The organism is Conyzicola lurida, assembly GCF_014204935.1.
GTDB classification, from domain to species: Bacteria; Actinomycetota; Actinomycetes; order Actinomycetales; family Microbacteriaceae; genus Conyzicola; species Conyzicola lurida.
The window spans coordinates 2,752,373-2,777,273 of record NZ_JACHMJ010000001.1 but is presented as its reverse complement, the minus strand read 5'-3'; the positions used below and the strand labels follow the sequence as shown (position 1 = coordinate 2,777,273).

The following is a 24,901-nucleotide window of genomic DNA, read 5'->3' as shown; positions in this document are numbered from 1 at the left end:
GCTCGCTATTTCGCGGTCGGCAGTTCGCGCACTCCCGCGGACCGCAGCGTGTCAGAAGGGTGCTCGGAAAATGCTCGGCGGTACGACGCTGCAAACCTTCCGAGGTGGACGAACCCCCATCGTGCGGCCACCTCCGTCACACTCACCGTGCCCGGCGCCGCCAACGTCAGTTCGTCGTGTGCCTTCTCGAGTCTGAGGTGCCGCAAATACACGGTCGGCGTCGTGTCCAGAGAGCGGCGGAAGCCCTCTTGCAGGCTGCGCACGCTGAGCGAAACCGCGGCCGCCAGCTCCGCCACTGTCCACGGATGCGCAGGATCGCTGCGCATGAGCTCGATCGCGCGCGATACCGGACGGACGCCCGGGGCAGGCGACGGTCCACTGAGGGCGAGCGAGTGATTGTGCCGCTGCGCGAATAGCAGACTGTGAACGAGCACTTGCTCCAACCTCTGGACCGCCAACGGGTGCGTTAGCGCTCCGCCATTCTGTCCGGACGCGTCGTCGATCATTCTGAGGGCCTGCATCATCGACCGAGCACCAGGTGTCGTGAGATCGAGCTCTTCCTGGAACTCGAGCGGGCTGGCGAGCTCGTCGCCGAGCAGGTTCTCGATTTCGAGCTGCAACAGGTCGCGAGGGATCATCAGCGAGAGTTGCGCGAACCCTTCCCCGCAGTCGATATCCACCGGCCGCCCGGGCATAAAGATCCCGGCCGTCATGTCCGACCCGTACACCGGCGAGCCGAGGCCCGCCCGCATCATCGCTCTGCCACCCGTCGGAATATCGACGTGATAGTTTTCCGCCTCCGCGGTCTCGATGCTCACCGCATCGTGAAAACTCATGTACCCGCAGGTAAGCCGACCGACTCGCAGGGCGTTGAGCTTCAAATCGACGATCGCGGAAGTCCGCGCCGAGGGGAAGTCGACTGGCAGGAAAACGTTGCTGAGGGCCTGCCGGGCATGGTCGATGTCGTGGCACGACGCGACACGGTGGCTCGCGAACATTTCGCCGGTGTCCGCTCCCATGCAGTGATTCTATTGCCGCGACTGGACGTCCGTCCGGTCCCTGCACGCAGATCGGACGTTCTTCCGCGCTGGGCGGATATCGGGGACTGGTTTGCGGCGCATACGTTGGCACAGTCGGGGTCGCGGTACCCCGGCCGAGCGATCCTGATCGAGTCGAGCGCGCTTCCGCGCGTGCCAGCACGACCGTAGTGACGACTATCTGAAAGGTGTCGGCGATGGCCCTCCGCGGAGAAACCCCGCACGCTTCAGTCCCCGGGATGCCCCTGCTGGGGGCAGGGGAAGAGCGGCCAGTGCGGCTGAGCCTGGAAGGTCGATCAAGCCACACAGTACGCCGCCAGCTTCCGGGCATCGTCGCGAACCACCTCATCGGCGGGAGACGATTCGACATGTCAGAAGCGCAAGCGGCCGAGTACTTGTCGGCCGGGTTCTGACGATGGTGGCGATGGCGATCGACCGAGAAACCCAGCACGCCGAGATCTTCGTGCAGGCTGCCTCCGGGCACAAGATCCACGTCCGGTGCGACTGTGACAAAAAGGTCGATCACGAATTTGGCGGGCCCGCCTCACATGGCGCGGTGCCCCGTAGCGAGTCCCCGCCTCCGAGTGATGCGAAAAAATTACCACCGTCGCATTGGGCTCAGGCGTACTGGCACGTGCTCCTGCGAGCATTCTTTTGGGGATGGTTCCGCGCACGAACTCAGGATGAGAGCGAGTGGCTATACCCGAGCGGATCCTCCGAGATCAGCGTCGCCGGAAACGACCCCGCCCGCATTCTCCTCATCGGTGACGGACCCGCGGCGGGGTTCGGAGTGAGGAGCCACGAGTTGGGCATTGCGGGGAATCTGGCCCGACAGACAGCCGAAAGACTTGAGCGCGGTGTGGTCGTGACGTTGGTGGCACAACCGGCCGCGTCGGCCCGCTCGACACTCAGTGCTCTCGGCGAACTGTCTCTCGACGGATACGACTCCATAATCCTCATGATGGCCACGACCGATGCCTTTTGTCTCACTACCCGCCGCGGCTGGCGGCGTGACATGTCGGCGTTGGTGAAGGCTCTCAAGTCCGCCGACGCCACATCAGTGTTCGTGACGAGCACCGCAAGCCTGCATTTAGCCAGCTATCTCAGCCCGTTCGCACGTCGCATCACCGGCAACCATGCGCGAACACTCGATATCGTGACGGGCCGGATCTGCGAACAGACGGGTACGCCGATGATCACATTGGATGCCGCCAGGGATCTCACGTCCCGCACCTATTCGAGATGGGGCGAACGCATCGGCGCGCAGGTCGCAGATTCTCTGCGCCCGCCGAGCCCGATGCCTGTTCCTTATGGGCAGATACGAGCGTGAACCTGCCCGCGAGGGGGCATCATCACAAGCGATCAGCCCTGACCGCTGACGCTGTTGGCCTTGATGGTCAGGATGACGCGCTGCTGGTCACGTCCGCCGTACCAGGGGTAGGGCTGGCCGGTGTACTTCTGCGACAGCGCCTCGATGCTTTCCGCACCGCCATCCGTCGTCATGCCGATCACTTCGCCCCGCACCTGGATGTAGCGGAACGGGTTCTCGGGGTCCTGAATTGCAACTGCCACGCGGGGATCCCGCTCGACGTTGCGAACCTTCACGAATCCGACCACCGTGTTGATGATGACGTGCTCGCCGTCGGTGTCGACCCACGTCTCCGTCACCTGAGGGGATCCGTCGGCCATGATCGTGGAGAGGAAACACGGGCTCGGCTTGCGCAGCAGTTCCAGCAGAGATTCGGGCAGGGTCATCGAAGCTCCTCAAGGCACACAGAGCGTGCCTCTGCTGTCCGACCATTCTCCTCTATGCCGGGGTGGGGAAGCGGGGGACCCATGAAGAAGGCAGAGCCTACGCGCGCCGCCGGATACGGATCGGCCCCTTCGCCCGCGACGGGTCGACCACCGAACCGCCCTGCGTGATGTCGACCTCGCCCGCGGCGACCAGACGGCGGGCGGCGCGGCGGGCGGGTTCCATGAGGTCACGCCAATCGTCCGGGGAGACGGCGCGTGCGGCATCCGACGGACAAATCGTCGACGTCAGTGCCCGGGCGGCGAGGAGGTCTCGGATCGCCTGCTCGAGCTTTCGGTCGGTCGCCGAGATCTTGTGGCTGCGGCAGGCGTCGCTGCAGTAGGCGATCTCGTCCCAGTTGCGTTCCCACTTCTTGCGCCAGGTGATCTCCCGGCCGCAGGATCGACAGGTCTTGGGCTCCGGAGTCATAACCCCATTCTGCGCCGCGAACGACAAAAGCGGCTGGGCGGTCATCCCGCCCCGGCAGCGCGGCACCGTCGCTGCCATACTGATCCGAAGATCTGGGATGACGCGTCAGCAGCAACCGCTCTGGAGGGACGTAGACGACATGACCCAACTCCGCGTACACAACCTCGCCGTATCGATCGACGGCTACGCGACCGGCGAGGGCCAGTCGTTCGAGACCCCGTTCGGGCATGCCGGTCAGCGGCTGATGGGCTGGTTCTTCCCCACCCACAGTTTCGTGAGCATGACCGGCCATGAGGACGAGGCGGTCGGCGGCGGCTCCCGGGGCGTCGACGACGCGTTCGCGGCCGCGACCAACCGGGGCATCGGGGTCGAGATCATGGGGCGCCGCAAGTTCGGCCCGCAGCTCGGCCCGTGGGAGGACGAGTCGTGGCGCGGCTGGTGGGGAGAGGAACCCCCGTTCCATTCGCCCGTCATCGTGCTCACGCACCATACCCGCCCCGACCTCGCGGTCGGCGAGACGACGTTCCTCTTCCGCGAGCTCGCACCCGTCGACGCCCTCGCCCTCGCGACCGAGCTCGCCGGCGGCCTCGACGTGCGCCTGGGCGGCGGGCCCACGGTCGTGCGCGAGTTCCTCGAGGCCGACCTGGTCGACTACCTGCACGTCGTGGTCGTGCCGATCGTGCTCGGCCGGGGAGTGCGCCTGTGGGACGGGCTGGAACACCTCGAAGAACGGTTCGACGTCGAGGCGACCGCATCGCCGAGCGGCGTCGTGCACTACGTCTTCACGCGCACCTCGAGATAGGAGCCGAGCAGTGGACGAGGGGCCGTTCTTCCACGGAACAAAAGCCGACCTGCGCGTCGGCGACCTGCTCACGCCGGGTTTCCGGTCGAACTACCGTCCCGAGATCGTGATGAACCACATCTACTTCACCGCGCTGCCGGACGGCGCCGGCCTGGCCGCCGAACTCGCCGCGGGCGACGGCGAACCGCGCGTCTACGCCGTCGAGCCGACCGGCGAGTTCGAGGACGATCCGAACGTGACCGACAAGAAGTTCCCCGGGAACCCCACGCGCTCGTACCGCAGCAGCGCGCCCATCAGGGTGATCGGCGAGGTCGCCGACTGGACGCGGCTCACCCCCGAGGCGCTCCAGGCGTGGAGGCGACGGCTGGCAGCGATCCGTTCCGACGAGCGCGGAGAGATCATCAATTGAACCGCGTGCTGCCGCGGCATCCTCGCCCCTGAATCATCGCGGGATGATTTTGAACATGAACTTCTTCTTGACCATGAACCAGACGAGCAGGATGAGACCGATGTGGATCCCGGTGCCGAGCCAGACGTTGGAGCGGTCGAGGCCGGGGATCGAGGCCACGGCCAGCGCGAAGAACACCTGCCAGACGAACACGTAGAGGCTGGCCTGGCCGAGGGGGATCCAGAGCCAGCCGATCGCAGCGTTGATCGGCTTCCAGAACGCGGTGAGGATCGCGTAGGTGCAGACGACCATCAGCACCACGTCGGCGAGACGGCCCCACTGCATGTCGACCCGCTGGTAGGCAGTGCCGTAGAGCGAGTCGTAGAAGCCCACCGGGAACGGCGTCGGTTCGAAACCGTAGGTGTAGCCCGCCCAGAGGTAGACGAGAAAGCCCGCGTAGCCCACGACGACGACCGCGGTGATGATGCGGCCGGGAAGGCTGGTCAGCGCGCGTGTGATCTGCTTGCGGTAGTAGCCCACGACGAGGCCGTGCGCGAACAGGACCTGCCAGAGGAAGAGCGGGAAGACCGCCTCGAACTGCGACGGCAGCGCGGGCGCGTCGGGCACGAACGTGCGCCACAGGTACAGGCCCCAGCTCACGGCCAGCAGCACCCACCACAGCTTGCGCTTCAACAACCACATCGCGGCCGGGATGGTGACGCTGAGCACCACGAACAGGCCCATGATGTTGAACGGCCACGGCCCCATCTCGAGCAGCAGCAACTGGCGCACCGCGTACCAGGGCGGCGGGTAGTCGAGCAGGCGGTCGGCGTTCGGGTAGAGGTCGTAGGTTGTGCCCTCGGCGCCGAGTCCGTCCAGACCAGTGCCGCGGTCGGTGAACGTCGTGATCGCCGCGGCGCCGAGGAAGGGCACGAAGCTCAGCGCGAACACCACGAGGATCACGACGATGGTGACGGTGTACTGCTTGCCCGCTCGCCTCAGTGCCCCGGTCGCCGATTTCAGCTCGCCGAACTTGCGCACGCCCAGCGGGTAGACCATGCCGAGCACGAGTCCCGAGAGGAACACGAACATCTCGGCGCCGGTGATCGCGCCGATGAACTGCAGTGTGACGTACGACAGGGCGCCCGCGACCTCGATGTGCGTGACCACCACCGCGAGGATGATGAAGCCGCGGAACAGGTCGATGCGCAGGTCGCGGCTGGACGAACCGTCGTCGACGTAGCGCCAGCTCGGCGCGAACTTGCCGATCAGCCCCGAGAGCAGGAAGGCGATCGCGAGTCCTGCCGCACACCAGACGATGAACGACATCTGGTCGCCGCCGGTGCTGGTGCCGTCTTCGCGCACCTGCACGGTCGCCGCGTTGCCCTGCTCTTTCGAGACCACCTCGGTGACCGGCCCGAACTCGATGCCGCCGTGGGCCCGCAGGTCGTCGAGCAGTGCCGCCGCGATCTGCGGGTCGTCGGTGGCCCGCCAGTCGACCTCGTCGCCGCCGGCCTCCGCCTCCTCGCGCTCGGCCTCGAGCCAGGTGATGCCCTTGATGAGAGGGCGGTCGGATGCCGCGGTGAGCACCTGCCGCCACCACCCGCGTTTGACGTCCGTCTCGGTCGCGCCGTCGAGCTCGTCGTCGTAGAGGGCCCCGGTGTCGAGCAGCAGGGGGAGGTCGTATTCGACGGCGAACCGGTCGTAGAAGTTGTCGTCCTGCGCGACGGTGTAGCCCCAGGTCTCGGTGAAGCGCTGCTCGACCTCGGTGTCGACGGCCGCCTGGTTCTCGGTCAGGGGCACCTCGACGCCGGCCGACGCCGTCGCCTCGCCCTTGCCGAAGTAGAACATCGTCTGTCCCACCCAGTCGACGGCGTCGTCGCCGGGGAAGTATGGAGCGTACGGGTCGTCGGACTCGGTGATGTCGCCGTCGCCGTCGGTGTCGAGCCTGGCCAGGTCGGTCGCGGAGAGTGAGTCGAGCCGGCCCTCGGCGAGACCGAACGGGTAGCCCGACCCGTAGGACGGGGCCCAGACCATGAGGGCTCCGGAGTCGCCGGCGTGGACCGTGTCGGCGACGAGCGTGAAGGCGTCCACGTACGCGTTGGGCTGCTGGCCCCACGAGATCCAGGTGCCGTTCATCTCGGGCGCGAAACGCAGCAGCTGTTGCGTGCCGTACTGGTCGTGCATCTCGGCGAGCAGGGACTCGGCGGCTTCGGCGTCGGAGGCGGTGAGGTCTCCGAGGGCCTCGGAGGGGAGAAAGCTCAGCACGAGGACCGCGCCCTGGGTGGCGACCGCCCGGGCCGTCGTGCGCCATTGCGCCGCGGCATCCTCGCTGATCGGATACGGCAGCGTGAGTTCGTACATCGACGGGGTCTCGCCGAGGCGGCCCGCGTAGCCGTCGGGGGCGTCGTTCGTCCAGTCGAGGTCGGGGCCGAACCAGACCTCGTCGGGCTGGGGCGCGTCGGCGGGGGTCGCCGCGAACGCCGGCGCCACCGCGGCCGGGCCGAGCACGACCCCGGCCGCGACGAGCGCGAGAACCGCCAGGGCTCGGCGGATCAGCGCAGGCACACGAGGGTCCAGATATTGCGTCCGTCCTCGAATCGGTACTCGAGGCTGTGCAGAGCGGCGATCGCGAGCGCGAGGCCGCGTCCGCCCTCGGCCTCGACGTCGGACATCGTGACGGTGCTCAGGTCGATGTTGGAGGGCAGGCCGTTGTCGGCGAACTGCGCGGTGATCGAGGTCTCGTCCGCGTCGAGCTCAAGGTGGAAGCGGCGGCCGGAGGTCCCCTCGGCGCGGTGGGTGTGCTCGACGATGTTGGTTGCGATCTCGACGACGGCGAGCTCGAACGCGAATCGCGTCTCGGGCTTCTGCTCGCCGAGCTCGTTCCACCAGGTGTCGAACTCGATCTGTACAGTCTCGATGCTGTAGAGGGTTGCGGGTACATCCACCTCACGGTGTGCGAATGCGCTCATCCCGGTGGCTCTATCCGCGCAGTGCGTCGTCGACGGACGCGCGCGGCTGGAGGATGCGGTCGAGGTTGGTCATGCGCAGCACCATCGAGACCTGCTCGGTGGGTGCCACGATCCGGAGGTCGCCACCGGCCTGACGTGCCGACTTGAGGCACGAGACGAGAGCGCCGAGGCCGGACGAGTCGACGAACTCGGTGCTCGACAGGTCGACGACGATGAGCTGCTGGCCCGAGACGAGCTGGTTGGCGACCGTTTCGCGCAATTGTGGCGCGGTCACGACGGTGAGGCGGCCGCTCGGAACGAGCACCACCCCTCCGCCTTCTGCGCGTACGTCGATCGACGTCATAGGGTCTCCTTTGTTGTGGCGGCCGGGCCCCGGTAGAGCGCGGCGCGGATGATGATGCTGAACACAGCCAGGTCGTAGAAGACCCAGATGATGTTGACGTAGGGCGCGATGCCCTCGGCCTGTCCGGCGAGGATGCGGATGGTGACGATGATGAGGGCGGCGATCAGGCCGCCCACGACGAAGAGCTGGGGTCGGATCAGATCCCAGCGCGGGCGCCCGTTTTCGACCCGGGTCTTGGACGTCACGAGGAATCCGAGCGGCTGCCCGAGGAACACGTTCTTGAACGCCGACGTCACGGCCTCGATCCACACGGGGAAGAGGGCGAGCGAGTACTGCGCGCCGCGCCAGGTCGGGCGGCCGGCGGCGACGACCCAGAAGAGCAGCTGGTTCAGAATCAGGAACGGGATGAAGCGGGCGAAGAAGTCGACGCTGTAGGCGGTGACCGGGATCACGCCGAAGGAGAGGCAGAGGATCGGAGCCGTGACGTAGACGAGCGCCGGGAACCCGGAGAGGTAGCTCCACATGGTGCCGAAGTACATCAGCCGCTGGCCGACGTTCATGCGGCGCTGCAGTAGCGGGTTCTCGCGGAAGAAGACCTGCATCGTGCCCTGCGCCCAGCGCAGCCGCTGGCCGAGCATGGTCTCGAGGTCTTCGGGGGCAAGGCCCGCCGCGAGGATCTCGCCGTGGTAGACCGAGCGCCATCCGAGGCCGTGCAGGCGCATCGACGTCGCCATGTCCTCGGTGACCGAGATGGTGGCCATCGGCATGATCGCCTGTGCCTCGTCGCCCCGGTCGACGTTGAGCGCGCGGGCGAGGATCGAGATGGCTTCGATGGCCGCGACCGGCGAGGTCTCGCGGCCGGTGAGCAGTGCGAGGGCGGCGTCGTCGATCTCGGCGAACGTGTCGGTCTCGTTGGAGAGCGCAGCGAGTTCTCGGAGGTCGTCCCGCATGAGAGCGATGTCCGAGTCGGCGCGGTCGACCGCGATCGCGTCGATGCCCCGCTGGAAGCGGTAGGTGACGTCGGAGATGCCGTCGCCGCGTTCGAGTTCGATCCGTGCCTGCTCGACGATCTCGGCGGCTTGCCGCAGGGCGAGCTTCACCCGGCGGTCGCCCTGCGCCTCCGCTCGGGCGGAGGTGAGGAGCTTCTTCGAGGTGCGGATGGCGCGGTGTACCGAGCGCTCGACCTCGGTGACGTAGCGCGAGATGCCGAGCTGCATGAGCGACTCGCGGCGGAGGATCGCGTTCGAGCCGCAGAAGAAGGCGGCGTTCCAGCCGTCCTTCGACTGCTGGATGGGGCCGTAGAAGAGCGGCGCCTGGCTGCCGAGCACGTCGGCCTTCGGCACGTTCTCGAACCACTGCGGGGTCTGCACCAGGGCGACCATGGGGTCTTTGAAGTACCCGAGCGTGCGGTCGAGGATGCGGGGGTCGGGCACCTGGTCGGCATCGAGGATCAGGATGAATTCGCCCGCGGTCTCGAGCAGCGCGTTGTTGAGGTTGCCGGCCTTCGCGTGGCGGGGCCGGTCGACCCAGTCCGCCGACCGCGTGATCACGCCGATGCCGAGCGCCTCGGCCGCGGCGCGGATCTCGGCGCGGTTGCCGTCGTCGAGGATCCACGTCGTGTGCGGGTATTCGATGGCGACGGCGGCGCGCGCAGTGCGCATCACCAGATCGACCTCTTCGTTGTAGGTCGTGATGAAGACGTCGACGGTGAAGCCGGTGTCGGGCGGTGCCGGCGGCTCCCCGCGCTCCCGGATCCGCCACGCACCGATACCGAACAGCAGCGAGTCGATGAGGCTGTAGGTCTCGGCCAGCACGAGCGGCACGGCGATCCACCACGACTCCCAGTTGACAGACGCCAACCAGCGCCAGATGACGTAGTTGAGACCGGATGCCGCGGCGAGCACCACCACGATGCGGATGGCCGCGACCCGACGCAACGACGTGGAGTGGGCGAGCTGGCGCAGGTCGCGCCTGGTCACCTCCATCGTCATGGGCGGTACTCCACCACGACCACGGTCACGTCGTCGATGGGGATGCGCGCCAGGCTGAGTGCGGCGACGCGGCGCAGCACGTCGGTGCCGTCGGACGAAGCGCGCACGAGTGTGTCCAGCTCTTCGATCCAGTTCGTCTGGTCTTCGACGACGTCGAGCAGTCCGTCGCTCACGAGGATGAGCCGGTCGCCTGATTGCAGAGGGCGCGAGTGCGCGATGTGCTCCTGGGTCTGGATACCGAGCGGCATACCCGAGCCGGTGAGCTGCTCGGTCGAGCCGTCGGCGCGCACGAGCAGGGAGAGCCCGGCGCCCGCGTCGACGTAGTGGAGCGTCGCGGCGACCGGGTCGATCACGGCGTGGAAGTAGGTGACGAAGGTGCCGGTGCGTTCGAGATCCCGGATGATCGCGCGTTCGATTCGCTCGACGCCGCGGCCGAGGCCGGCTCCGTCCGCGATCGTCGGGACGACCGCGCGGCAGGCAGCGCGCGTCGAGGCGCCGATGATGGCGGCGGCGGTGCCCTTGCCCATGACGTCGCCGATCGCGATGTGCGCCAGCGGACCGGCCATGCCGTAGTCGTAATAGTCGCCGCCGACGCTGAGCGCCGGTACGCAGACGCCGACCACGTGGATACCGTCGCTGTCGAGAGGCGCGGCCGGCAGCAGCGAACGCTGGGTATCGCGGGCCCGGAGCGAGTCGGCGTCGGCGAGCAGCTCGTCCTGCGCCCAGCCGGCGAGGTCGCGGAAGACGTCCATCTCGCGGTCGGTGAGCAGGCGGGGCTGTTGGTCGACGAGGCAGAGCGATCCGACGACGTTGCCGTTGATGTCTTTCAGCGGGTGCCCGACGTAGAAGGCGGAGTTCGGCACGCGGATATTGGCGATGTCGTCGAAACGCGCGTCGGTGCGCGCGTCGTCCGTCGTAACGATGTCGCCGGACTCGACGACGAGTTGGCACGGGCTCGCGGACCGCGGTGCCTCGACATCCTCGAATCCGCCGCCGCCCACGAAGAGCGCCCGGTCGTTGTCGAAGACGGTGATCGACGAGAATTCGACGCCGAAGGTGGCCTTCGCGATTCGTGCGACGCGGTCGAGTTGCTCGTAGCGCCGTGCCTCGGTGAGACCGAGGCTTTCGACCGCCCGCTGCCTCCGGCCCTCGCGCGCCTCGCGGGCGTCGATCGGGAGTCCGGGCGCTGACGTCGTCATGAGTGCACCCCCGTACTGGCGAATCGAAGCATGGAATCCTCCCCTCGGACCGAGCTGGAACGACGTGGCAAGCCACGACGCCCCCTGTCCCCAACCGCAGGACGTGCTCGGTATCGACTCTACTTGTTGATTGTGAAAGCGCATCATTAAGGTGTGCCTCACCCCGCGTGCGGGCATCACCGTACCGGCCTACAGTGGGCGGATGGCTCTTCTGCATCAGGCAACCGTGACCCCCTCGAAGCTCGAACTCGTGCGTGACTGGCTGCCGACGCAGCCCTGGTACCGCGGCCCCGCCGCCGACCTCAGCCCCGTCGCCGCCTACCGGTTCGACGACCCCGAGGGCGAGGTGGGCATCGAGACGATCCTGACGGCGGCCTCGGACGGCGCCGTCCTGCAGGTACCGGTGACCTACCGCGGTGCGCCCCTCGAGGGCGGTGAGCCGTGGCTCATCGGCACGATGGAGCACTCGGTGCTCGGCGCCCGCTGGGTCTACGACGGGCTCGGCGACCCTGCGTACCTGGCCGCGGTGGCGACGGCGGTGCGCACCGGCGGACGCCAGGCCGACCTGCTGATCGAGATCGACGGCGAGATGGTGACGCGCGAGCCGACCGCGGTCGTGAAGGGCAGCGGTTCTCCCGCGGGCGAGCCCGTGCAGCCACCGACCGACGTCACGACCGTGCACGAGGGTGGCGCGACGGTGGCGATGGCAGACGGGCTACGCGTGACGGTGCTGCGGTACCCGGGCAGCGGGGAGTCCACCGACGGCGACGTGTTGACGGGCCGCTGGGCCGGGCAGGCCGAAACCGTCCTGGTCCGCCTCGGCAAGTAGCCCAGTTCACCCGCACTCCGCCGCGTGAACCGTTCCCGTTGTCACTAACCGGGGCACTCCGCGGGATAGCCCAGTTGCCGGCAACTCGATGCCCAGAGGGGCGGGGCGGATGCCGCGGCCGCCACCATCGCGCCGCCCGCGGCCCGCGTTGTATCGTCGAGGCGTGACGCACCAGCTCACGCGCGACCAGGCCCGGCGCATCGCCGTGCGCGCGCAACGGCTCGACGCCGACAGGCCGAGCGACGTGGTCGGTATCGCCGAGGAGCTCGGCGCCATCAAGATCGACCCGACGGCGACCATCGCCCCCGCCGAACACACCATCCTCTGGTCGCGCATCGGGGCGGGCTATGACCGGGCGCAACTGTCGAAGGCGGTCGAGCACGACCGGCTGCTGTTCGAGTTCGACGGGGCTTTCCGGCCGATCAGCCTGCTGCCGCTGATGCTCCCGGGCATGCGGCGCTACCCGACCCACCCACGGACGCGCGAGTGGGTCGAGGCCAACGACGGGTTCCGCAGCGAGGTGCTCGCCCGGTTGCGCGGGGAGGGGCCGCTGCTCGCGAGCGAGATCCCCGATTCCGCCGCGGTCGCCCGCAGGTCGGACGGCTGGTACGGGCCGAACCAGGTGGTCCACATGCTCGACGTGTTGCAGCAGCAGGGCGAGGTCGCGGTCGCCGGGCGCGAGGGACGGCACCGCCGCTGGGACCTCGCCGAGCGGGTGTACCCGGCCGACCTGCCGGAGTACGGGTACGACGAGGCCGCGCGGCTGCTGGACGAGCGCCGGCTGCAGGCCGCGGGCATCGCGAAGCAACGTTCGCCGTGGACGCCCGTGGGGGAGGCGGGAGAGCCGGCCGTGGTCGAGGGTTCGCGGCTGAAGTGGCGCGTCGACCCCGAGGAGGTCGCGGCGCTGGAGGAGGACGACGGCGGCCGCGTCGCGTTTCTCAACCCCTACGACCCGATGCTGTTCGACCGCCCGCGGCTGCGCGACCTGTTCGAGTTCGAGTACGTGCTCGAGCAGTTCAAGCCGAAGCCGCAGCGCCGGTACGGGTTCTTCGCCCACCCGGTCCTCATGGGCGACCGCTTCGTGGGCATGCTCGACGCCGAGGTCGACCGGGAACGCGAGGAACTCGTGGTGAACGCCGTGCACGAGCTGCTGCCGTTCGACCCCGAAGAGGACGAGATGGTGCGGGCGGAGGTCGCCGACCTCGCCGAATGGCTCGGCGTCGGGTTGCGGGAGTGGTGACTACAGCGCGTTCTGCCGAGGCACGATGACCTCTTTGAGGATGAGCTGGATGGCGGCGGCCACCGGGATCGCGATGAGCGCGCCGAGGATACCCAACAGGGTTCCGCCGGTGAGGGCCGCGATGACCACGACGACGCCCGGCACCTTGACCGCGCGCGCCATGATGCGGGGGCTGAGCACGTACGCCTCGACCTGCATGTAGACGACGTAGTAGACGCCCGCGACGATGACCTCCCAGCCGGGCCCGTTGAACAGGAGCACGCCGAGCGTGATCACGACGGACGCGGAGATCGTCCCGACGAGCGGGATGAGGGAGCCGAGGAAGGCGACGAAGGCGAGCAGTGCGCTGTACTTCACGCCGAGGATGGAGAGCAGGATAAACGAGAGCACGCCGTTCACCAGCGCCAGGGTGACCTGGCCCATGACGTAGCGGCCGACGGACTGGCTGATCTGTTCGGCGAGCGAGATGAATCCGTGGCGCTTCGACGCGGGGACCAGCTGGTACAGGGCACGCTTGAGGCCGCCGAGCGACGCGATGAAGTAGACCATCAGGATCAGGATGATGATGCCGCCGAAGAGCCCGGTCGCGACGCTGATTCCGGCGGCGAGGACGCCGCCGCCGATGGAGCCGATGTTGGTCGGGTCGCCCAGGAAGTCGCCGGCCTGCTTCAGCAGGGTGTCGACCTGCAACCAGGGCAGCGCCTCGGAGAGGTCGTTGACGAGGGAGTTGTCCTGGATGCTCGGGATGAGCGACTTGGTGACGAGGGCGGTCAGGTTGGCGACCTGCTCGGCGATGACCGGGATGAGGGCGAACACGAGTCCGGCGAAGATGCCGAGCACGCCGACGAGGGTGATCATGATGGCGATCGGACGCTTGACGTGGTGCTTCTCGAGCCAGGTCACGAGCGGGTCGAGGCCCAGCGCGAGGAAGACCGCGGCACCGATGTAGGTGAGGATCGTCGCGAGATCGGCGACGGCGCTGCCGATGAGGATCGCGACGAGCACGCCGAGGCCCGCGAGCAGGCCGAGGCGGAAGGGGTTCTGGATCTTCATCGTGGTGTGCCGTTCTGACTCGCGGGTGGTGGTGGGATGCGAAGAGGCACCACCCGTCGGGTGATGCCTCTTGGCTGGTGGAGCTTGTTGTTAGCGCTTGCGTCCGGTGAGCGCGCCGTAGATGACGAGGACGATGATCGAGCCGCCGATGGCGAGCGCCCAGGTGGAGAGGTCGAAGAAGTTCTCGAGGCCGACGCCGAAGACGGCGCTGCCGATGAAGCCTCCGAGGAGGGCGCCGACGACGCCGAGGACGAGCGTGATGAGCCATCCGCCGCCGTTACGGCCGGGGAGGATCAGCTTGGCGATGGCGCCGGCGATGAGGCCGAGAAGAAGGAAACCGAAGAAGCCCATGAGTGTCTACTTTCTGTGGTGGTGCACTACGTTTGCTAGCCGAACATTTAGTTCGCTTATCTAGTAGTACCTTACGTGAACTATTGCCTTCCGCACAAATCCGGGCCTCCGACCTCCCTGAGCGAATCTGGTTAAGAACACATACCACTTGTTAGGTGAACTAGTCTTACGGCATGGAACCCTCGGAGCAGGAGACGGCAACGGACTATTGGTTCTCCGACGATGCCGCCCGGGAACGTAGCGTCGCCGTTCTCGAAGCGATGCGCACATACCGTGCGGCAGAGTCCGCGATGCAGCGCCGGACCCAGATCGCGATGGGCATGGGGGAAAACGATCTCCTCGCTCTGCGCTACGTGATTACCGCGCGCGAGGGAGGCCGGACCATCGGCCCGAAGGAACTCACCCACTACCTCGGCATCTCCAGCGCCTCGACGACGGTGCTGCTCGACCGCCTCGAGCGCAGCGGCGAGATGCGTCGTGAGAACAGCCCGTTCGACCGCCGCGCGCTCATCCTCGTTCCGACGGCGACCACCGCGGACGAAATCCAGGCGGCGTTGGGCGACGTTCCCGAGCGCATGGTCGAGGTCGCGAACACCCTCGATTCCGACGAGGCCCGGGTCGTCATCGAGTTTCTGCGCAAGATGCAGGCCGCGGTCGACGAGATCGACACCCACGAGTCGGATACCAAGTAACTTCCCGCGACGGACCCCCGCGGGAGCGGGACAGGCTACGGTCAGTAGATGACCAACCGCCATCCGGACCCTGACGGCTCGGGCGGCACGAATTCTCCGCTCGGAGCCGACGTGCTCCTCGAGCTGGTCGCCTACCGCTCCGCGGAAGAAGCGATGCGTCGTCGTACCGGCGATTCCATGCACATGGGCGCGACCGACCTGCAGGCGATCCGCTTCCTGCTCAAGCGCCAGGGGCAGGGGATCAGCGTCTCCGGCCGCGAGCTGGGCGACTACCTCGGCATGACCTCGGCCTCCGTCACCAGCTTGCTCGACCGGCTCACCGCGAGCGGACACGTCGCTCGGACTCCCGACCCGGCCAACCGCCGGAGCAACCTGGTGACGGCGACGGCCGGATCCGACGACGAGGTGCGTCAGACCCTCGGCGCGATGCACGCGCGGATGATCGAGGTGACCCGCTCCCTGAAGCCCGAAGATGCCGCCCTGGTCGCGTCCTTCCTCACGTCGATGACCGCCGCCGTCGACGCGGTCGACCGCGACCCGGCGGCCGCCTAGGTCACTGCACGGTCGCCGTGAGGCGCGCTGCGTTGTCCAGCACTTGCGACTGCACCGGGCGGGCGCGCCATTCCTCAAGGGTGAGCTCGCGCGAGTGCGACCGGTAGTCGTCCTCCACCGCGCGCAGCCTGTCGACGAACGCACGGCCGCGCACCATCAGCGACACCTCGAAATTGAGGCTGAACGAGCGCATGTCCATGTTGCTCGAGCCGACGACGGCGACTTCCTCGTCGACGGTGAAGTGCTTCGCGTGCAGCACGACCGGCCGCTCGTAGAGGAAGATGCGTACGCCCGCGTCGAGCAGCGTCTCGTAGTACGAGCGCTGCGCGTGGTAGACCATGACCTGGTCGGCGACTTCGCAGGCGAACAGCTGGACCTCGACGCCGCGTTCGGCGGCGGTCGTGATCGCGTAGAGCATCGAGTCGTCCGGCACGAAGTACGGGCTCACGACGACGAGCCGGCGCTGGGCGCTGTAGACCAACGCGTTGAACAGGCGCAGGTTGTTCTCTTTGTCGAACCCGGGGCCGCTCGGCACGACCTGGCAGTCGAGCGCGCTGTCGACGGGGAGCTCGTGGATCGGGTCGGTCTCGCGAGTGAGCAGTTCGCCGGTCTCGGCGTACCAGTCGGTGATGAAGATGGCGTTGACGCCGGCGACGATCGGGCCCTGCAGCCGCACCATGAGGTCTTTCCACTGCAGTCCGCGCTTGATGTTGCCCCTCTTGTTGTAGCTCGGGTCGATCATGTTCTGGGAACCCATAAAGCCGACGGTGCCGTCGATCACGAGCACCTTGCGGTGGTTGCGCAGGTCGGGCCGGCGCCAGGCGCTGCGGAACGGCTTGAACGGCAGCATTTCTTTGAACGGGATGCCGCTCTCGCGGAGCCACGCGCGTGTGGGGCGGCCCTGCGGATTGAGGATGGTCGCCCAGTGGTCGTATAGCACCCGCACGGTCACGCCGCGGTCGTGCGCTGCTTTCAAGGCGTCGAAGAACGCGCGCGTCGTATCGTCCCGCGTGAAGATGTAGAACTCGACGTGCACGTACCGCTCCGCCTTCTCGACCGCACGCGTCATGGCGGCGATCGAGGGGGCGTAGTCGGGCAGCAGCTCGGCCGCGTTGCCGCCGACCAGCGGCATCGCACCCAGGGTCTTGTTCAGCTCGACGACCGACTCGAACCACTTCGGCCAGGACTCGTCCTTGCGCACGAGGTCGAGTCCGTCGGTCGTGTCGACGATGAAGCTGTTGATCTCGCTCTGCTTGTCGCGGCGCTCCTGGGGGAGCTTGGTGCTGCCGAAGAGCAGGAACGCGAGCGCGCCCGGGATCGGCAGCGCGAACACCGTCACCAGCCAGGCCATCGCCGAGGTGGGACGGCGGTCGCGCGGAATCGTGACGAGCGCTGCCACCCGGATGATGATGTTGACGACCGCGAGGACGGTGGGCAGGGTCTTGAGGACGGCGCGCCAGTTCATGCCGCGCGCCGTCAGACCGCGCGGGAGCGCAGCAGCGTGAACGAGCAGTCGCGCACGATCAGCGTCGTGACCGGGGCGACGACCTGCTGACCGGGGTCGCTGGATGCCGCGAGCTCCCACTCGGCGCCGGGCGCCTCGGGAACAGCGAACTCGACCCCGTTCTCCGCCGCGTTGAAGAGCAGCGCGAAGGTGTCCGCTCCTTCGTGCGCGAGCACGAACATGATCGACCGGGCATCGGGGTTCGTCCAGTCGTGGTCGTCGAACTCCTCGGCGTCGGAGCGGGCGACCTCGACCGTGTCGGTCTCGTCCTCCTGCTCGGGCGCCTGACGGAACCAGACCGGCCGCAGCGCCGGGTGCTCCGCGCGCAGCTCGATCAGCGAGGTGGTGAACGCCAGCAGGTCGGCGTCGACGTTCGCCCAGTCGTACCAGGAGATCTCGTTGTCCTGCGCGTAGGCGTTGTTGTTGCCGCCCTGCGTGCGGCCGATCTCGTCGCCGCCGAGCAGCATCGGCACGCCGGCCGAGAGCAGCAGCGTGGCGAGCAGGTTACGGCGCTGGCGCTCGCGGCGCTCGTTGACGGCCTCGTTGTCGGTCGGACCCTCTGCGCCGTTGTTCGACGACTTGTTGTCGCTCTCGCCGTCGTTGTTGTCCTCGCCGTTGGCGGCGTTGTGCTTGGAGTTGTACGAGGTGAGGTCGTGCAGCGGGAACCCGTCGTGCGCCGTGACGAAGTTGATGCTGGCGAGCGGCGAGCGGCGGTCGCTCTCGTAGATGTCGGGGCTGCCGAGCACGCGCTGCGACAGGGTGCCGAGCACGGCGTCGGTGCCGTTCCAGAAGTCGCGTACGTCGTCGCGGAACTTGCCGTTCCACTCCGACCAGTCGGCCGGGAAGCCGCCGACCTGGTAGCCCGCGGTGTCCCACGGCTCCGCGATCATCTTGACCGGGGCGAGGGTCGGGTCCTGCGCGATGAGGGTGAGGAAGGCGCTGTGGATCTCGGCCGAGCCGTCCTGGCGGGTCAGCGTGGTGGCGAGGTCGAAGCGGAAGCCGTCGACGTGCATCTCGGTGACCCAGTAGCGGAGGCTGTCCATGATGAGGCCGAGCGCCGCCGGGTGGCCGACGTTGACGCTGTTGCCCGTGCCGGTGGTGTCGAAGTAGGAGGCCTCTTCGCCCTCGACCAGGCGGTAGTACGACTCGTTGTCGATGCCCTTGAACGACAGGGTCGGGCCCATGTGGTTGCCCTCGGCGGTGTGGTTGTAGACGACGTCGAGGATGACCTCGAGGCCGGCCGCGTGCATGGCCTTCACCATGTTCTTGAACTCGACGACCTGGTCGCCGCCGTCGCCGACCGAGCTGTAGTCGCCGTGCGGGGCGAAGAAGCCGATGGTGTTGTAGCCCCAGTAGTTGCGCAGCCCCTTTTCCTCGAGGTGGCTGTCCTGGACGAACTGCTGCACCGGGATCAACTCGACCGCGGTCACGCCGAGGTCGGTGAGGTGCTTGATGGCCGCGGGGTGCGCGAGGCCCGCGTAGGTGCCGCGGATCTCCTCGGGCACGTCGGGGTGCAACTGGGTGAAACCCTTCACGTGGGTTTCGTAGATCACGGTGCAGTCCATCGGCGTGCGGGGCGCCTCGTCGTCGGCCCAGTCGTAGGCGGGGTCGGTCACGACGCAGAGGGGAGTGGAGCCCGCGCCATCCGTCTCGTCCATCGTCTCGGGGTCGTTCATGTCGTGGCCGAATACGGCCTGGCCCCAGGTGTAGCCGCCCTCGATGGCGGTGGCGTGAGGGTCGAGCAGCAGCTTGTGCGGGTTGTGACGCAGACCGCGCTCGGGGGCCCACTCGCCGTGCACGCGGAGCGCGTAGCGGGATCCGATCGTGAGTCCGGGCACGTGTCCGTGGAAGACGTGTCCGGTGCGCTGGTCGAGCGTGGTGCGGTGCTCCTCGCCGTCGACGAACACGCAGACCTCGATGGAGTCGGCGGTTTCCGAGTAGATCGCGACGTTGGTCGCGCTCTCGCCCACGGTGACTCCGAGCGGGTAGGGGCGGCTGATGGTCGTGGGGCTCATGGGTGGTCCTCCGGGCTTGCGCGGAACTTCTGCGGCCACTTGACCGTTCACAAAACTTATCATTAGTCTGTCTAGTAGTTAGCCACCCGGTCTATATCGAGGGAAGTTTCACTTGTCACCAGCTGTCACCCGCATCGCTCCGCACCTGATCGAGGTCGTGGCAGGCGGTGAGATCGTCGGGTACGTCGAGATCGCCGACACCGTATTCGTGGCACTGGCGGGCGGCCGCTACGACCGCGCCGTCGAGGTGGGGCAGGCCCTCGACTTCGACGACGCGGTCGGCGCGCTGGTTCTCGCGGCCTAGCGGTTTCAGCCGGAGGGGTTCTCGACCGGCTTGCCCTCGGGGTCGGTGCCAGACTCCACGTCGACCTCTTCGGGCTTGGTCGTCGAGTCGGTGGGCTTGTCTGCGTCGGTCATCTGGTGCTCCTTCGTGGGTGATCGGTTGTGCCGAGGGGTCCGATGGTGGCCGGACCCTCGGCGGTGGGGTGCTACTTCTTCGAGGCCGCGGCCTTCTTGGGCGCCGCGGGCTTCTTGGTGTCGGCGGGCTTCTCGGCGGCCGACGGCTTCGTGTCGGCGACCGGACCGAACATGTTGTCGATCTCGTTCAGCTCGATGTCGGCGGTGGCCTGGATCAGCTTGAGCAGCTCCGGGTCGAGGCCGGGAGCGAACTCCTCGAAGCGCTCCTCGGCGATGACGATCGGCACGCCTTCCGGCGCCTGCTCCGACGCGTCGAGCGTCGTGCCGTCCTTCGACGGCGACATCCCGCGGAAGATCTTGCCCGCCTCGGAGAGGCCGGTGAGGTCGAACGTGTACTGCTTGCTCTGCAGGCCGAGGTCGACGAGCTTCTTGACCTCGGGGAACTTCTCCGCGTTGGTCTTCGGGATCGGCAGGAGCTTGTTCCAGTCGACGCCGAGGGTCTCGAGAGCCTTGGCGTAGGCGTTCTCGTGGGCCTGGTCGCGGACGATCAGGTACGAAAGAGTGCTGCGGGCCGTCTTGTTGTCGGTCATCTCGTAGATGCGGCACTTCTGTAGGCGGCCGGTCGACTCGAGCATGAGGTTGTAGAGCAGGTCGAGCACGAGGTTGCCCGAGTTGTACACGTAGCTGCCGCTCCACGGGTTTCCCACCGCGTCCACCGGTAGCGCGCCCTGCGCTCCGACCAGGTAGTGGTGGATGTTGCTCGTGTCGAGCGCGATGTTGAGCGGCGTCGCTCCGCCGGCGCCCGGGGTGTCCAGCGGGTCGGTGGGCTTGCCGTTGTAGCGCGGCGACCCGTCGAGAAGGCGCGAGATCGTGGTGCCGATCAGCTCGACGTGGCTGATCTCCTCGGTGCCGATTCCCTGAATGAGGTCGCGGTACGGCTTCGCGGCCGGTCCGCGGAAGTTCATGCTCTGGAACAGGTACTGCATCATCGTGCGCATCTCGCCGAACTGGCCGCCGAGGCCCTCCTGCAGGGCGTTCGCCGCAGCCGGGTCCGGCTCGTCCTGCGCGATGTCGTGGATCAGGTTCTGTACGTGGAAGTACATCGTTGCCTCCGTGAATTTCCTGGCGGTAATCTGCCGTCCTGCCCCACTGTGCGCCTTCGATCGGTGTGCAGCGTATTGTCGCCGTCCCCTTGCACATGTCCGGTCGGTGCTCTACGGAGGGGCCCGTAGGGGGCTACACGGCGGTCCGGCTGCGTGTCCAGCCCCGGCCGTTGTCAGCGTTCCCGCCTACGCTGTGAGCCGGGGGCACCGTGTCGCCGGAGGATTGCGGGGACCGATGTTGCGCGAACTCGGCTGGTGGGTCGCGGACTACGTCTACGCCGCGGTGTGGCAGGCCCGCGGCATCCTGAACACGACAGACCCGGCCACTTTTCATTCGGGCGATCGCACGCCCATCGTCGTGATCCCGGGCATCTGGGAATCGTGGACGTTCATGCAGCCGCTGATTACCAGCATGCACGAGCGCGGCCACCCGGTCCACGTCGTGCCGCTGCTGCGCTTCAACGGCAGACCGGTGGCGGATGCCGCGGCTCACGTCGACGCGTACATCGACGAGGCCGGACTCGACGACGTTCTGCTCGTGACGCACAGCAAGGGCGGGCTGATCGGCAAGTACGTCATGGTCAACGGTTCCTCGGCCATGCGGATCCGGGGGATGGTCGCGGTGGCGGCGCCGTTCGCCGGCTCGGCCTACGCGCCGTTCCTGGTGCTGCCCAGCCTGCGGGTCTTCTCGCCGAAGAACGCCGTGATCCTGGGGCTCACCAGAGAGCTCGCACTCAACGACCGCATCGTCTCGGTGTTCGGCCGGTTCGACCCGCACATTCCCGGCGGCAGCGAGCTCGCGGGGGCCAAGAACGTCCGGCTCGAGACGGGCGGCCACTTCCGGGTGTTGGCGAACCCGCGGGTGATCGCCGAGGTCGTGCTCAGCGCGGAGTGACCACGAACGCGCGGATGGCGTCGGCCACCGCCGCCGCATTCGAATGCACCACGTTGTGCCGGGAGCCCGGTATCGTCGCGACCCGACCGTCCGGCGCTCGCCGGGCGAGCGACGCGCACCAGTCCGCGTCGGCGATGGGGTCGTTCTCGCCCCGGACGACGAGAACGGGATGCCGCACGCCGGCGATAGCGCTCTCGGTCGGGTAGTCGCGCATGGCAGCCGCCTCGGTGAGGAACCACGGCATGCCGCAGCGCAGGTAGTCGATTGCGACCATGGCCTGGGTGTCCGGCGGCTCGAGCGCGGAATCGCGCAGCAGGCCGACCGTCTGCTCGCGCAGGGTACGTTTCGCGGCGTTGACCACGGGGCCGACCAGCACGAGGTGGCTCACCGCGTCGGGGTCGTGGCGCGCGAGCTCGATCGCGAACTGGGCGCCCATCGAGTGGCCGACGACCACCGCCGGCCCGGTCTGCAGGCGGGCGAGCTCGGCGCGGACCACCGCGGCGTAGTCCTCGACCGACCACGGCCGGTCGGGTTTCGGAGTCGGGCCGAAGCCGGGCAGGTCGAACGAGACCACGCGACCCGAAAGCGACAGAATTCTCGCCAACCGGGTGAACGAGCGGTGCGACAGCCCGACGCCGTGCAGCAGCACATAGGTCGGGCCGGGGTGGACGGCGGCCGAGGGGACGGAGAGCGTACGGATCGCAGGTGCGGCTGTGGTGCCCGCCCGTCGATGGCTCACGCTTCGATTGTGGCGGTGTTTCGAGATGTGCTCATTGCGTAATGGTAGGTGACCGCGACGTTTAGTAAACGTTTGCGTAGCCTCAGACGGATTGCCTAACCTCGTCATCGGCCACGAACGCAAACGATTGCGTGGCGAGACGCAGCGTACCCAAAGGAGGGCACCATGACGACGATCAGAGACGTCGCACGTGTCGCGGGAGTCTCGCCGGCGACTGTCTCGCGGGTCGTAAACGGACTCGTCGGCTACTCGGCGGAGACCCAGCGCCGGGTCGAAGAGGCCGTGGAATCGCTCGGATACGAACCCGACTCGTTGGCTCGCGGCCTCAAGACGAAGCAGACCGCCGTGATCGGGGTGCTCGCTCCGCTCGTCTCGGACGCGCTGGCCTCGGAGATCATGAGCGGTGTCGAATCGGCCGCCCGCCTGCGCGGGTATTCGGTCATGCTCGGGCGTACCGGACCGAACTCGACCTTCGCCGCCAGCTACCTGCGTACCCTCCGTACCTACCGGGCCGCGGGTGTCATCCTCATCTCCGCCGCGGTGACGCCCGACATGCGGCGCGCGCTCGGCTCCGGCATCCCGCTGATGTCCGTCGCGATCCGGGACGGCCAGCGTTTCCCGAGTCTCGCCATCGACGACGAGGTCGCCGCCTACGACGGCACCCGCTACCTCATCGGCCTCGGCCACCGGCGCATCGGCCTGCTGGCCGGCGACCCGGCGTCGGTGCTGGTGAATACCGTGCGCAAGCGCGGGTACCTGCGCGCCATGGCCGAAGCCCGGCTCTCGCCCGTGCTCGAAGACGGCAACTCGCTCTACGACTCCGCGCCGCCGGCACTGGCCAGGCTGCTGGCCCAGGATGCCGGACTGACAGCGGTCTTCGCGCTGAGCGACGAGATGGGAGCGGCCGTGGTCAACGAGCTCCAGCGGATGGGGCGTCGCGTGCCCGACGACATCTCCGTGCTCGGTTTCGACAACACGCGTACCTCGCAGCACGTGTTCCCCGCTCTGAGCACGATCGCCCAGCCGCTCGAGCGCATGGGCGAACTCGCGGTCGAACGGCTCCTCGCGACCGAGGACTCCGTCGGACCCGTCCCGCGCATCCTGCCCCACCGCCTGATCGAGCGCGGCTCCACGACCTCCCTGACCACCTGATCGAACAATCCCACCAAGAAGGAGAAATCATGATGCAACGACGCCGTGATCGACGAATCCTCGTCGGCCTTGCGTTCGCCGCGACCGCGGCCATCGCCCTCACCGGCTGCTCGGCACCGAGCACCACGGAGAGTGCACCCGCCAGCGAGGCCGAACTGGAAGGCCGCGGGCCGATCCAGTACGTCAGCAGCCCCGACGCGTCCGGTGCGGCCCAGGAGACCATCGACGCCTGGAACGCCGACAACCCGGACGAGCAGGTGACCTGGGTGGAGCTCCCGCTCGACGCCGACCAGCAGCGCCAGCAGATGGTGCAGAACGCCCAGGTCGAGGGATCGAGCTACTCGGTGCTCAACCTCGACGTCGTGTGGACGAGCGAGTTCGCCGCCAACCGCTGGATCACGCCGCTGCCCGAGGACGCGCTTCCCCTCGACGAGGAGATCCCCGCCACGGTCGAAGCCGCGAGCTACCGGGACACCGTCTACGGCGCCCCGTACTACACCGACGGAGCGCTGCTCTACTCGCGTACCGACCTGCTCAGCGCGGCCGGAGTGACCGAGGCGCCCGAGACCTGGGCGGAGATGCAGGAGGCATGCGACGCCGTGCTCGCTCTGCCCGAAGCGGCCGGCGTCTCCTGCTACGCGGGACAGTTCGACAAGAACGAGGGCCTCACCGTGAACTTCAGCGAGGCGGTGAACTCGGCCGGCGGGTCGCTCTTCGACGCCGACGGCGAGCCCACGGTCGACACCCCGGAGGCGCTGACCGCTCTCGAGTTCCTGGTCGACGGCTTCGAGTCGGGAATGATCCCGCGCGAGGCCATCACCTACCAGGAGGAGCAGGGACGCCAGGCCTTCCAGGAGGGCAAGCTCGTCTTCCTGCGCAACTGGCCGTACATCTACAAGTCCCTGTCGGCGACTGACGGATCGTCGAGCGTGCAGGGGAAGTTCGGCGTGAGCGCGATCCCCGGCGAAGACGGCCCCGGCGTCTCGACCCTCGGCGGCCGCAACATCGCCATCTCGAGCTTCGCCGAGAACAAGGCGACCGCGCTCGACTTCATCGCGTTCTTCACGAGCCGCGAGCAGGAGGAGGCTCGCCTGGCGCTGAGCTCGCGCGCCCCGGTCTTCTCCGAATTCTTCGAAGACGAGGCAGTGACCGCGAACTACCCCTACCTGCCGACGCTGCTGACCTCGCTTGACAACGCCCAGCCGCGACCGAAGGTCGTGCAGTACGGCGCCACCACCGCGGCGATCCAGGACGAGATCTACGCGGCACTCACCGGCGACAAGGACCCGGAGTCGGCGCTTGCGGACCTCCAGGACAAGCTCGCCGAGATCACCGCGGGCTGACCGCTCTCCGGGTGGCCGTCGTCCGCGGCGGCCACCCCTCCGACTCCTCAGAGAAAGCTCAGA

The 24,901-nt window shown here is 67.8% G+C and carries 25 protein-coding genes; 11 read left to right on the top strand and 14 right to left on the bottom strand.

The features are described from left to right. Positions 1 to 5 precede the first annotated feature (5 nt). Positions 6 to 1,019 (bottom strand): AraC family transcriptional regulator, encoded by a 1,014-nt coding sequence (locus tag HD599_RS13610; protein WP_184238467.1) that lies wholly within the window; start codon positions 1,017 to 1,019, stop codon positions 6 to 8. A gap of 442 nt (positions 1,020 to 1,461) precedes the next feature. On the opposite strand from HD599_RS13610, the gene HD599_RS13605 reads away from it, so the two are divergent. After that, positions 1,462 to 2,367, top strand: a complete 906-nt coding sequence (locus tag HD599_RS13605; RefSeq protein ID WP_184238465.1) for an SGNH/GDSL hydrolase family protein — start codon at positions 1,462 to 1,464, stop codon at positions 2,365 to 2,367. A 32-nt stretch (positions 2,368 to 2,399) separates the two neighbouring features. Here HD599_RS13605 and HD599_RS13600 read toward each other — a convergent pair whose 3' ends face one another. Together HD599_RS13600 and HD599_RS13595 are read right to left on the bottom strand one after the other, a co-directional pair. Then, entirely contained in the window at positions 2,400 to 2,792 is a 393-nt protein-coding gene (locus HD599_RS13600) for a PPOX class F420-dependent oxidoreductase (RefSeq protein ID WP_184238463.1), read from the bottom strand. Positions 2,793 to 2,889: 97 nt separating this feature from the next. Next, complete coding sequence (locus HD599_RS13595; RefSeq protein WP_184238461.1) at positions 2,890 to 3,258, bottom strand: DUF2256 and DUF3253 domain-containing protein; 369 nt, start codon at positions 3,256 to 3,258, stop codon at positions 2,890 to 2,892. A gap of 139 nt (positions 3,259 to 3,397) precedes the next feature. Between HD599_RS13595 and HD599_RS13590 the strand changes: the two genes are divergently transcribed. Next, positions 3,398 to 4,060: a dihydrofolate reductase family protein gene (locus HD599_RS13590; RefSeq protein ID WP_184238459.1), complete on the top strand. Its 663-nt coding sequence runs from the start codon at positions 3,398 to 3,400 to the stop codon at positions 4,058 to 4,060. A gap of 10 nt (positions 4,061 to 4,070) precedes the next feature. Further along, on the top strand, positions 4,071 to 4,469 hold the full coding sequence (gene arr / locus HD599_RS13585; protein WP_184238457.1) for an NAD(+)--rifampin ADP-ribosyltransferase: 399 nt from the start codon (positions 4,071 to 4,073) through the stop codon (positions 4,467 to 4,469). Positions 4,470 to 4,502: 33 nt separating this feature from the next. Here arr and opgC read toward each other — a convergent pair whose 3' ends face one another. Genes opgC through HD599_RS13560 form a run of 5 tightly spaced genes read right to left on the bottom strand, consistent with a single transcriptional unit; the run spans position 4,503 to position 10,953 of the window. Continuing rightward, entirely contained in the window at positions 4,503 to 7,016 is a 2,514-nt protein-coding gene (opgC, locus tag HD599_RS13580; protein ID WP_343062075.1) for an OpgC domain-containing protein, read from the bottom strand. After that, entirely contained in the window at positions 7,004 to 7,420 is a 417-nt protein-coding gene (locus HD599_RS13575) for an ATP-binding protein (RefSeq protein ID WP_184238455.1), read from the bottom strand. The genes opgC and HD599_RS13575 overlap by 13 nt, the downstream gene beginning before the upstream one ends. Positions 7,421 to 7,430: 10 nt before the next feature. Next, positions 7,431 to 7,763, bottom strand: a complete 333-nt coding sequence (locus HD599_RS13570; RefSeq protein ID WP_184238453.1) for an STAS domain-containing protein — start codon at positions 7,761 to 7,763, stop codon at positions 7,431 to 7,433. After that, on the bottom strand, positions 7,760 to 9,748 hold the full coding sequence (locus tag HD599_RS13565) for a glycosyltransferase (protein ID WP_184240622.1): 1,989 nt from the start codon (positions 9,746 to 9,748) through the stop codon (positions 7,760 to 7,762). The genes HD599_RS13570 and HD599_RS13565 overlap by 4 nt, the downstream gene beginning before the upstream one ends. 2 nt (positions 9,749 to 9,750) lie before the next feature. Beyond that, positions 9,751 to 10,953, bottom strand: a complete 1,203-nt coding sequence (locus tag HD599_RS13560) for a PP2C family protein-serine/threonine phosphatase (protein ID WP_184238451.1) — start codon at positions 10,951 to 10,953, stop codon at positions 9,751 to 9,753. 202 nt (positions 10,954 to 11,155) lie between these two features. Between HD599_RS13560 and HD599_RS13555 the strand changes: the two genes are divergently transcribed. Further along, complete coding sequence (locus tag HD599_RS13555; protein ID WP_184238449.1) at positions 11,156 to 11,782, top strand: CG0192-related protein; 627 nt, start codon at positions 11,156 to 11,158, stop codon at positions 11,780 to 11,782. A 163-nt stretch (positions 11,783 to 11,945) separates the two neighbouring features. Further along, positions 11,946 to 13,022 (top strand): DNA glycosylase AlkZ-like family protein, encoded by a 1,077-nt coding sequence (locus HD599_RS13550; protein WP_343062074.1) that lies wholly within the window; start codon positions 11,946 to 11,948, stop codon positions 13,020 to 13,022. On the opposite strand, the gene HD599_RS13545 is transcribed toward HD599_RS13550, so the two are convergent. Both HD599_RS13545 and HD599_RS13540 read right to left on the bottom strand, forming a co-directional pair. Further along, on the bottom strand, positions 13,023 to 14,075 hold the full coding sequence (locus HD599_RS13545) for an AI-2E family transporter (protein ID WP_184238445.1): 1,053 nt from the start codon (positions 14,073 to 14,075) through the stop codon (positions 13,023 to 13,025). Between the two features lie 90 nt (positions 14,076 to 14,165). After that, a complete protein-coding gene (locus tag HD599_RS13540) occupies positions 14,166 to 14,426 on the bottom strand; it encodes a GlsB/YeaQ/YmgE family stress response membrane protein (RefSeq protein WP_184238443.1) in 261 nt (86 codons plus the stop codon). 173 nt (positions 14,427 to 14,599) lie between these two features. Between HD599_RS13540 and HD599_RS13535 the strand changes: the two genes are divergently transcribed. Continuing rightward, positions 14,600 to 15,118: a MarR family winged helix-turn-helix transcriptional regulator gene (locus HD599_RS13535; protein ID WP_184238441.1), complete on the top strand. Its 519-nt coding sequence runs from the start codon at positions 14,600 to 14,602 to the stop codon at positions 15,116 to 15,118. Between the two features lie 48 nt (positions 15,119 to 15,166). After that, positions 15,167 to 15,670: a MarR family winged helix-turn-helix transcriptional regulator gene (locus tag HD599_RS13530; RefSeq protein ID WP_184238439.1), complete on the top strand. Its 504-nt coding sequence runs from the start codon at positions 15,167 to 15,169 to the stop codon at positions 15,668 to 15,670. A gap of 1 nt (position 15,671) precedes the next feature. On the opposite strand, the gene cls is transcribed toward HD599_RS13530, so the two are convergent. Together cls and glgX are read right to left on the bottom strand one after the other, a co-directional pair. Next, positions 15,672 to 17,135, bottom strand: coding sequence for a cardiolipin synthase (gene cls, locus HD599_RS13525; RefSeq protein ID WP_184238437.1), 1,464 nt, complete (start codon positions 17,133 to 17,135; stop codon positions 15,672 to 15,674). A gap of 11 nt (positions 17,136 to 17,146) precedes the next feature. Beyond that, positions 17,147 to 19,189, bottom strand: a complete 2,043-nt coding sequence (gene glgX, locus HD599_RS13520) for a glycogen debranching protein GlgX (RefSeq protein ID WP_184238435.1) — start codon at positions 19,187 to 19,189, stop codon at positions 17,147 to 17,149. A gap of 112 nt (positions 19,190 to 19,301) precedes the next feature. On the opposite strand from glgX, the gene HD599_RS13515 reads away from it, so the two are divergent. Continuing rightward, complete coding sequence (locus HD599_RS13515) at positions 19,302 to 19,493, top strand: hypothetical protein (protein ID WP_184238433.1); 192 nt, start codon at positions 19,302 to 19,304, stop codon at positions 19,491 to 19,493. Between the two features lie 184 nt (positions 19,494 to 19,677). On the opposite strand, the gene HD599_RS13510 is transcribed toward HD599_RS13515, so the two are convergent. Then, complete coding sequence (locus HD599_RS13510; RefSeq protein WP_184238431.1) at positions 19,678 to 20,709, bottom strand: manganese catalase family protein; 1,032 nt, start codon at positions 20,707 to 20,709, stop codon at positions 19,678 to 19,680. Between the two features lie 235 nt (positions 20,710 to 20,944). Between HD599_RS13510 and HD599_RS13505 the strand changes: the two genes are divergently transcribed. Next, positions 20,945 to 21,604 (top strand): esterase/lipase family protein, encoded by a 660-nt coding sequence (locus tag HD599_RS13505; RefSeq protein WP_184238429.1) that lies wholly within the window; start codon positions 20,945 to 20,947, stop codon positions 21,602 to 21,604. On the opposite strand, the gene HD599_RS13500 is transcribed toward HD599_RS13505, so the two are convergent. Next, on the bottom strand, positions 21,591 to 22,343 hold the full coding sequence (locus HD599_RS13500; protein ID WP_184238427.1) for an alpha/beta fold hydrolase: 753 nt from the start codon (positions 22,341 to 22,343) through the stop codon (positions 21,591 to 21,593). The two genes, HD599_RS13505 and HD599_RS13500, sit on opposite strands and share 14 nt — an antisense overlap. A 165-nt stretch (positions 22,344 to 22,508) precedes the next feature. On the opposite strand from HD599_RS13500, the gene HD599_RS13495 reads away from it, so the two are divergent. Beyond that, positions 22,509 to 23,495 carry a LacI family DNA-binding transcriptional regulator gene (locus tag HD599_RS13495; RefSeq protein WP_184238425.1) on the top strand — a complete coding sequence of 329 codons (987 nt, stop codon included), beginning with the start codon at positions 22,509 to 22,511 and terminating at the stop codon, positions 23,493 to 23,495. A 29-nt stretch (positions 23,496 to 23,524) separates the two neighbouring features. Beyond that, a complete protein-coding gene (locus HD599_RS13490; protein ID WP_184238423.1) occupies positions 23,525 to 24,838 on the top strand; it encodes an ABC transporter substrate-binding protein in 1,314 nt (437 codons plus the stop codon). Positions 24,839 to 24,901 lie beyond the last annotated feature (63 nt).

Excerpts from the sequence above, each read along its gene's own strand:
- HD599_RS13610 (WP_184238467.1), bottom strand. The coding sequence starts at position 1,019 with ATGGGAGCGGACACCGGCGAAATGTTCGCGAGCCACCGTGTCGCGTCG.
- HD599_RS13605 (WP_184238465.1), top strand. The coding sequence starts at position 1,462 with ATGGCGATCGACCGAGAAACCCAGCACGCCGAGATCTTCGTGCAGGCT.
- HD599_RS13600 (WP_184238463.1), bottom strand. The coding sequence starts at position 2,792 with ATGACCCTGCCCGAATCTCTGCTGGAACTGCTGCGCAAGCCGAGCCCG.
- HD599_RS13595 (WP_184238461.1), bottom strand. The coding sequence starts at position 3,258 with ATGACTCCGGAGCCCAAGACCTGTCGATCCTGCGGCCGGGAGATCACC.
- HD599_RS13590 (WP_184238459.1), top strand. The coding sequence starts at position 3,398 with ATGACCCAACTCCGCGTACACAACCTCGCCGTATCGATCGACGGCTAC.
- HD599_RS13575 (WP_184238455.1), bottom strand. The coding sequence starts at position 7,420 with ATGAGCGCATTCGCACACCGTGAGGTGGATGTACCCGCAACCCTCTAC.
- HD599_RS13570 (WP_184238453.1), bottom strand. The coding sequence starts at position 7,763 with ATGACGTCGATCGACGTACGCGCAGAAGGCGGAGGGGTGGTGCTCGTT.
- HD599_RS13565 (WP_184240622.1), bottom strand. The coding sequence starts at position 9,748 with ATGGAGGTGACCAGGCGCGACCTGCGCCAGCTCGCCCACTCCACGTCG.
- HD599_RS13560 (WP_184238451.1), bottom strand. The coding sequence starts at position 10,953 with ATGACGACGTCAGCGCCCGGACTCCCGATCGACGCCCGCGAGGCGCGC.
- HD599_RS13555 (WP_184238449.1), top strand. The coding sequence starts at position 11,156 with ATGGCTCTTCTGCATCAGGCAACCGTGACCCCCTCGAAGCTCGAACTC.
- HD599_RS13545 (WP_184238445.1), bottom strand. The coding sequence starts at position 14,075 with ATGAAGATCCAGAACCCCTTCCGCCTCGGCCTGCTCGCGGGCCTCGGC.
- HD599_RS13540 (WP_184238443.1), bottom strand. The coding sequence starts at position 14,426 with ATGGGCTTCTTCGGTTTCCTTCTTCTCGGCCTCATCGCCGGCGCCATC.
- HD599_RS13535 (WP_184238441.1), top strand. The coding sequence starts at position 14,600 with ATGGAACCCTCGGAGCAGGAGACGGCAACGGACTATTGGTTCTCCGAC.
- HD599_RS13530 (WP_184238439.1), top strand. The coding sequence starts at position 15,167 with ATGACCAACCGCCATCCGGACCCTGACGGCTCGGGCGGCACGAATTCT.
- cls (WP_184238437.1), bottom strand. The coding sequence starts at position 17,135 with ATGAACTGGCGCGCCGTCCTCAAGACCCTGCCCACCGTCCTCGCGGTC.
- glgX (WP_184238435.1), bottom strand. The coding sequence starts at position 19,189 with ATGAGCCCCACGACCATCAGCCGCCCCTACCCGCTCGGAGTCACCGTG.
- HD599_RS13510 (WP_184238431.1), bottom strand. The coding sequence starts at position 20,709 with ATGTACTTCCACGTACAGAACCTGATCCACGACATCGCGCAGGACGAG.
- HD599_RS13505 (WP_184238429.1), top strand. The coding sequence starts at position 20,945 with ATGTTGCGCGAACTCGGCTGGTGGGTCGCGGACTACGTCTACGCCGCG.
- HD599_RS13495 (WP_184238425.1), top strand. The coding sequence starts at position 22,509 with ATGACGACGATCAGAGACGTCGCACGTGTCGCGGGAGTCTCGCCGGCG.
- HD599_RS13490 (WP_184238423.1), top strand. The coding sequence starts at position 23,525 with ATGATGCAACGACGCCGTGATCGACGAATCCTCGTCGGCCTTGCGTTC.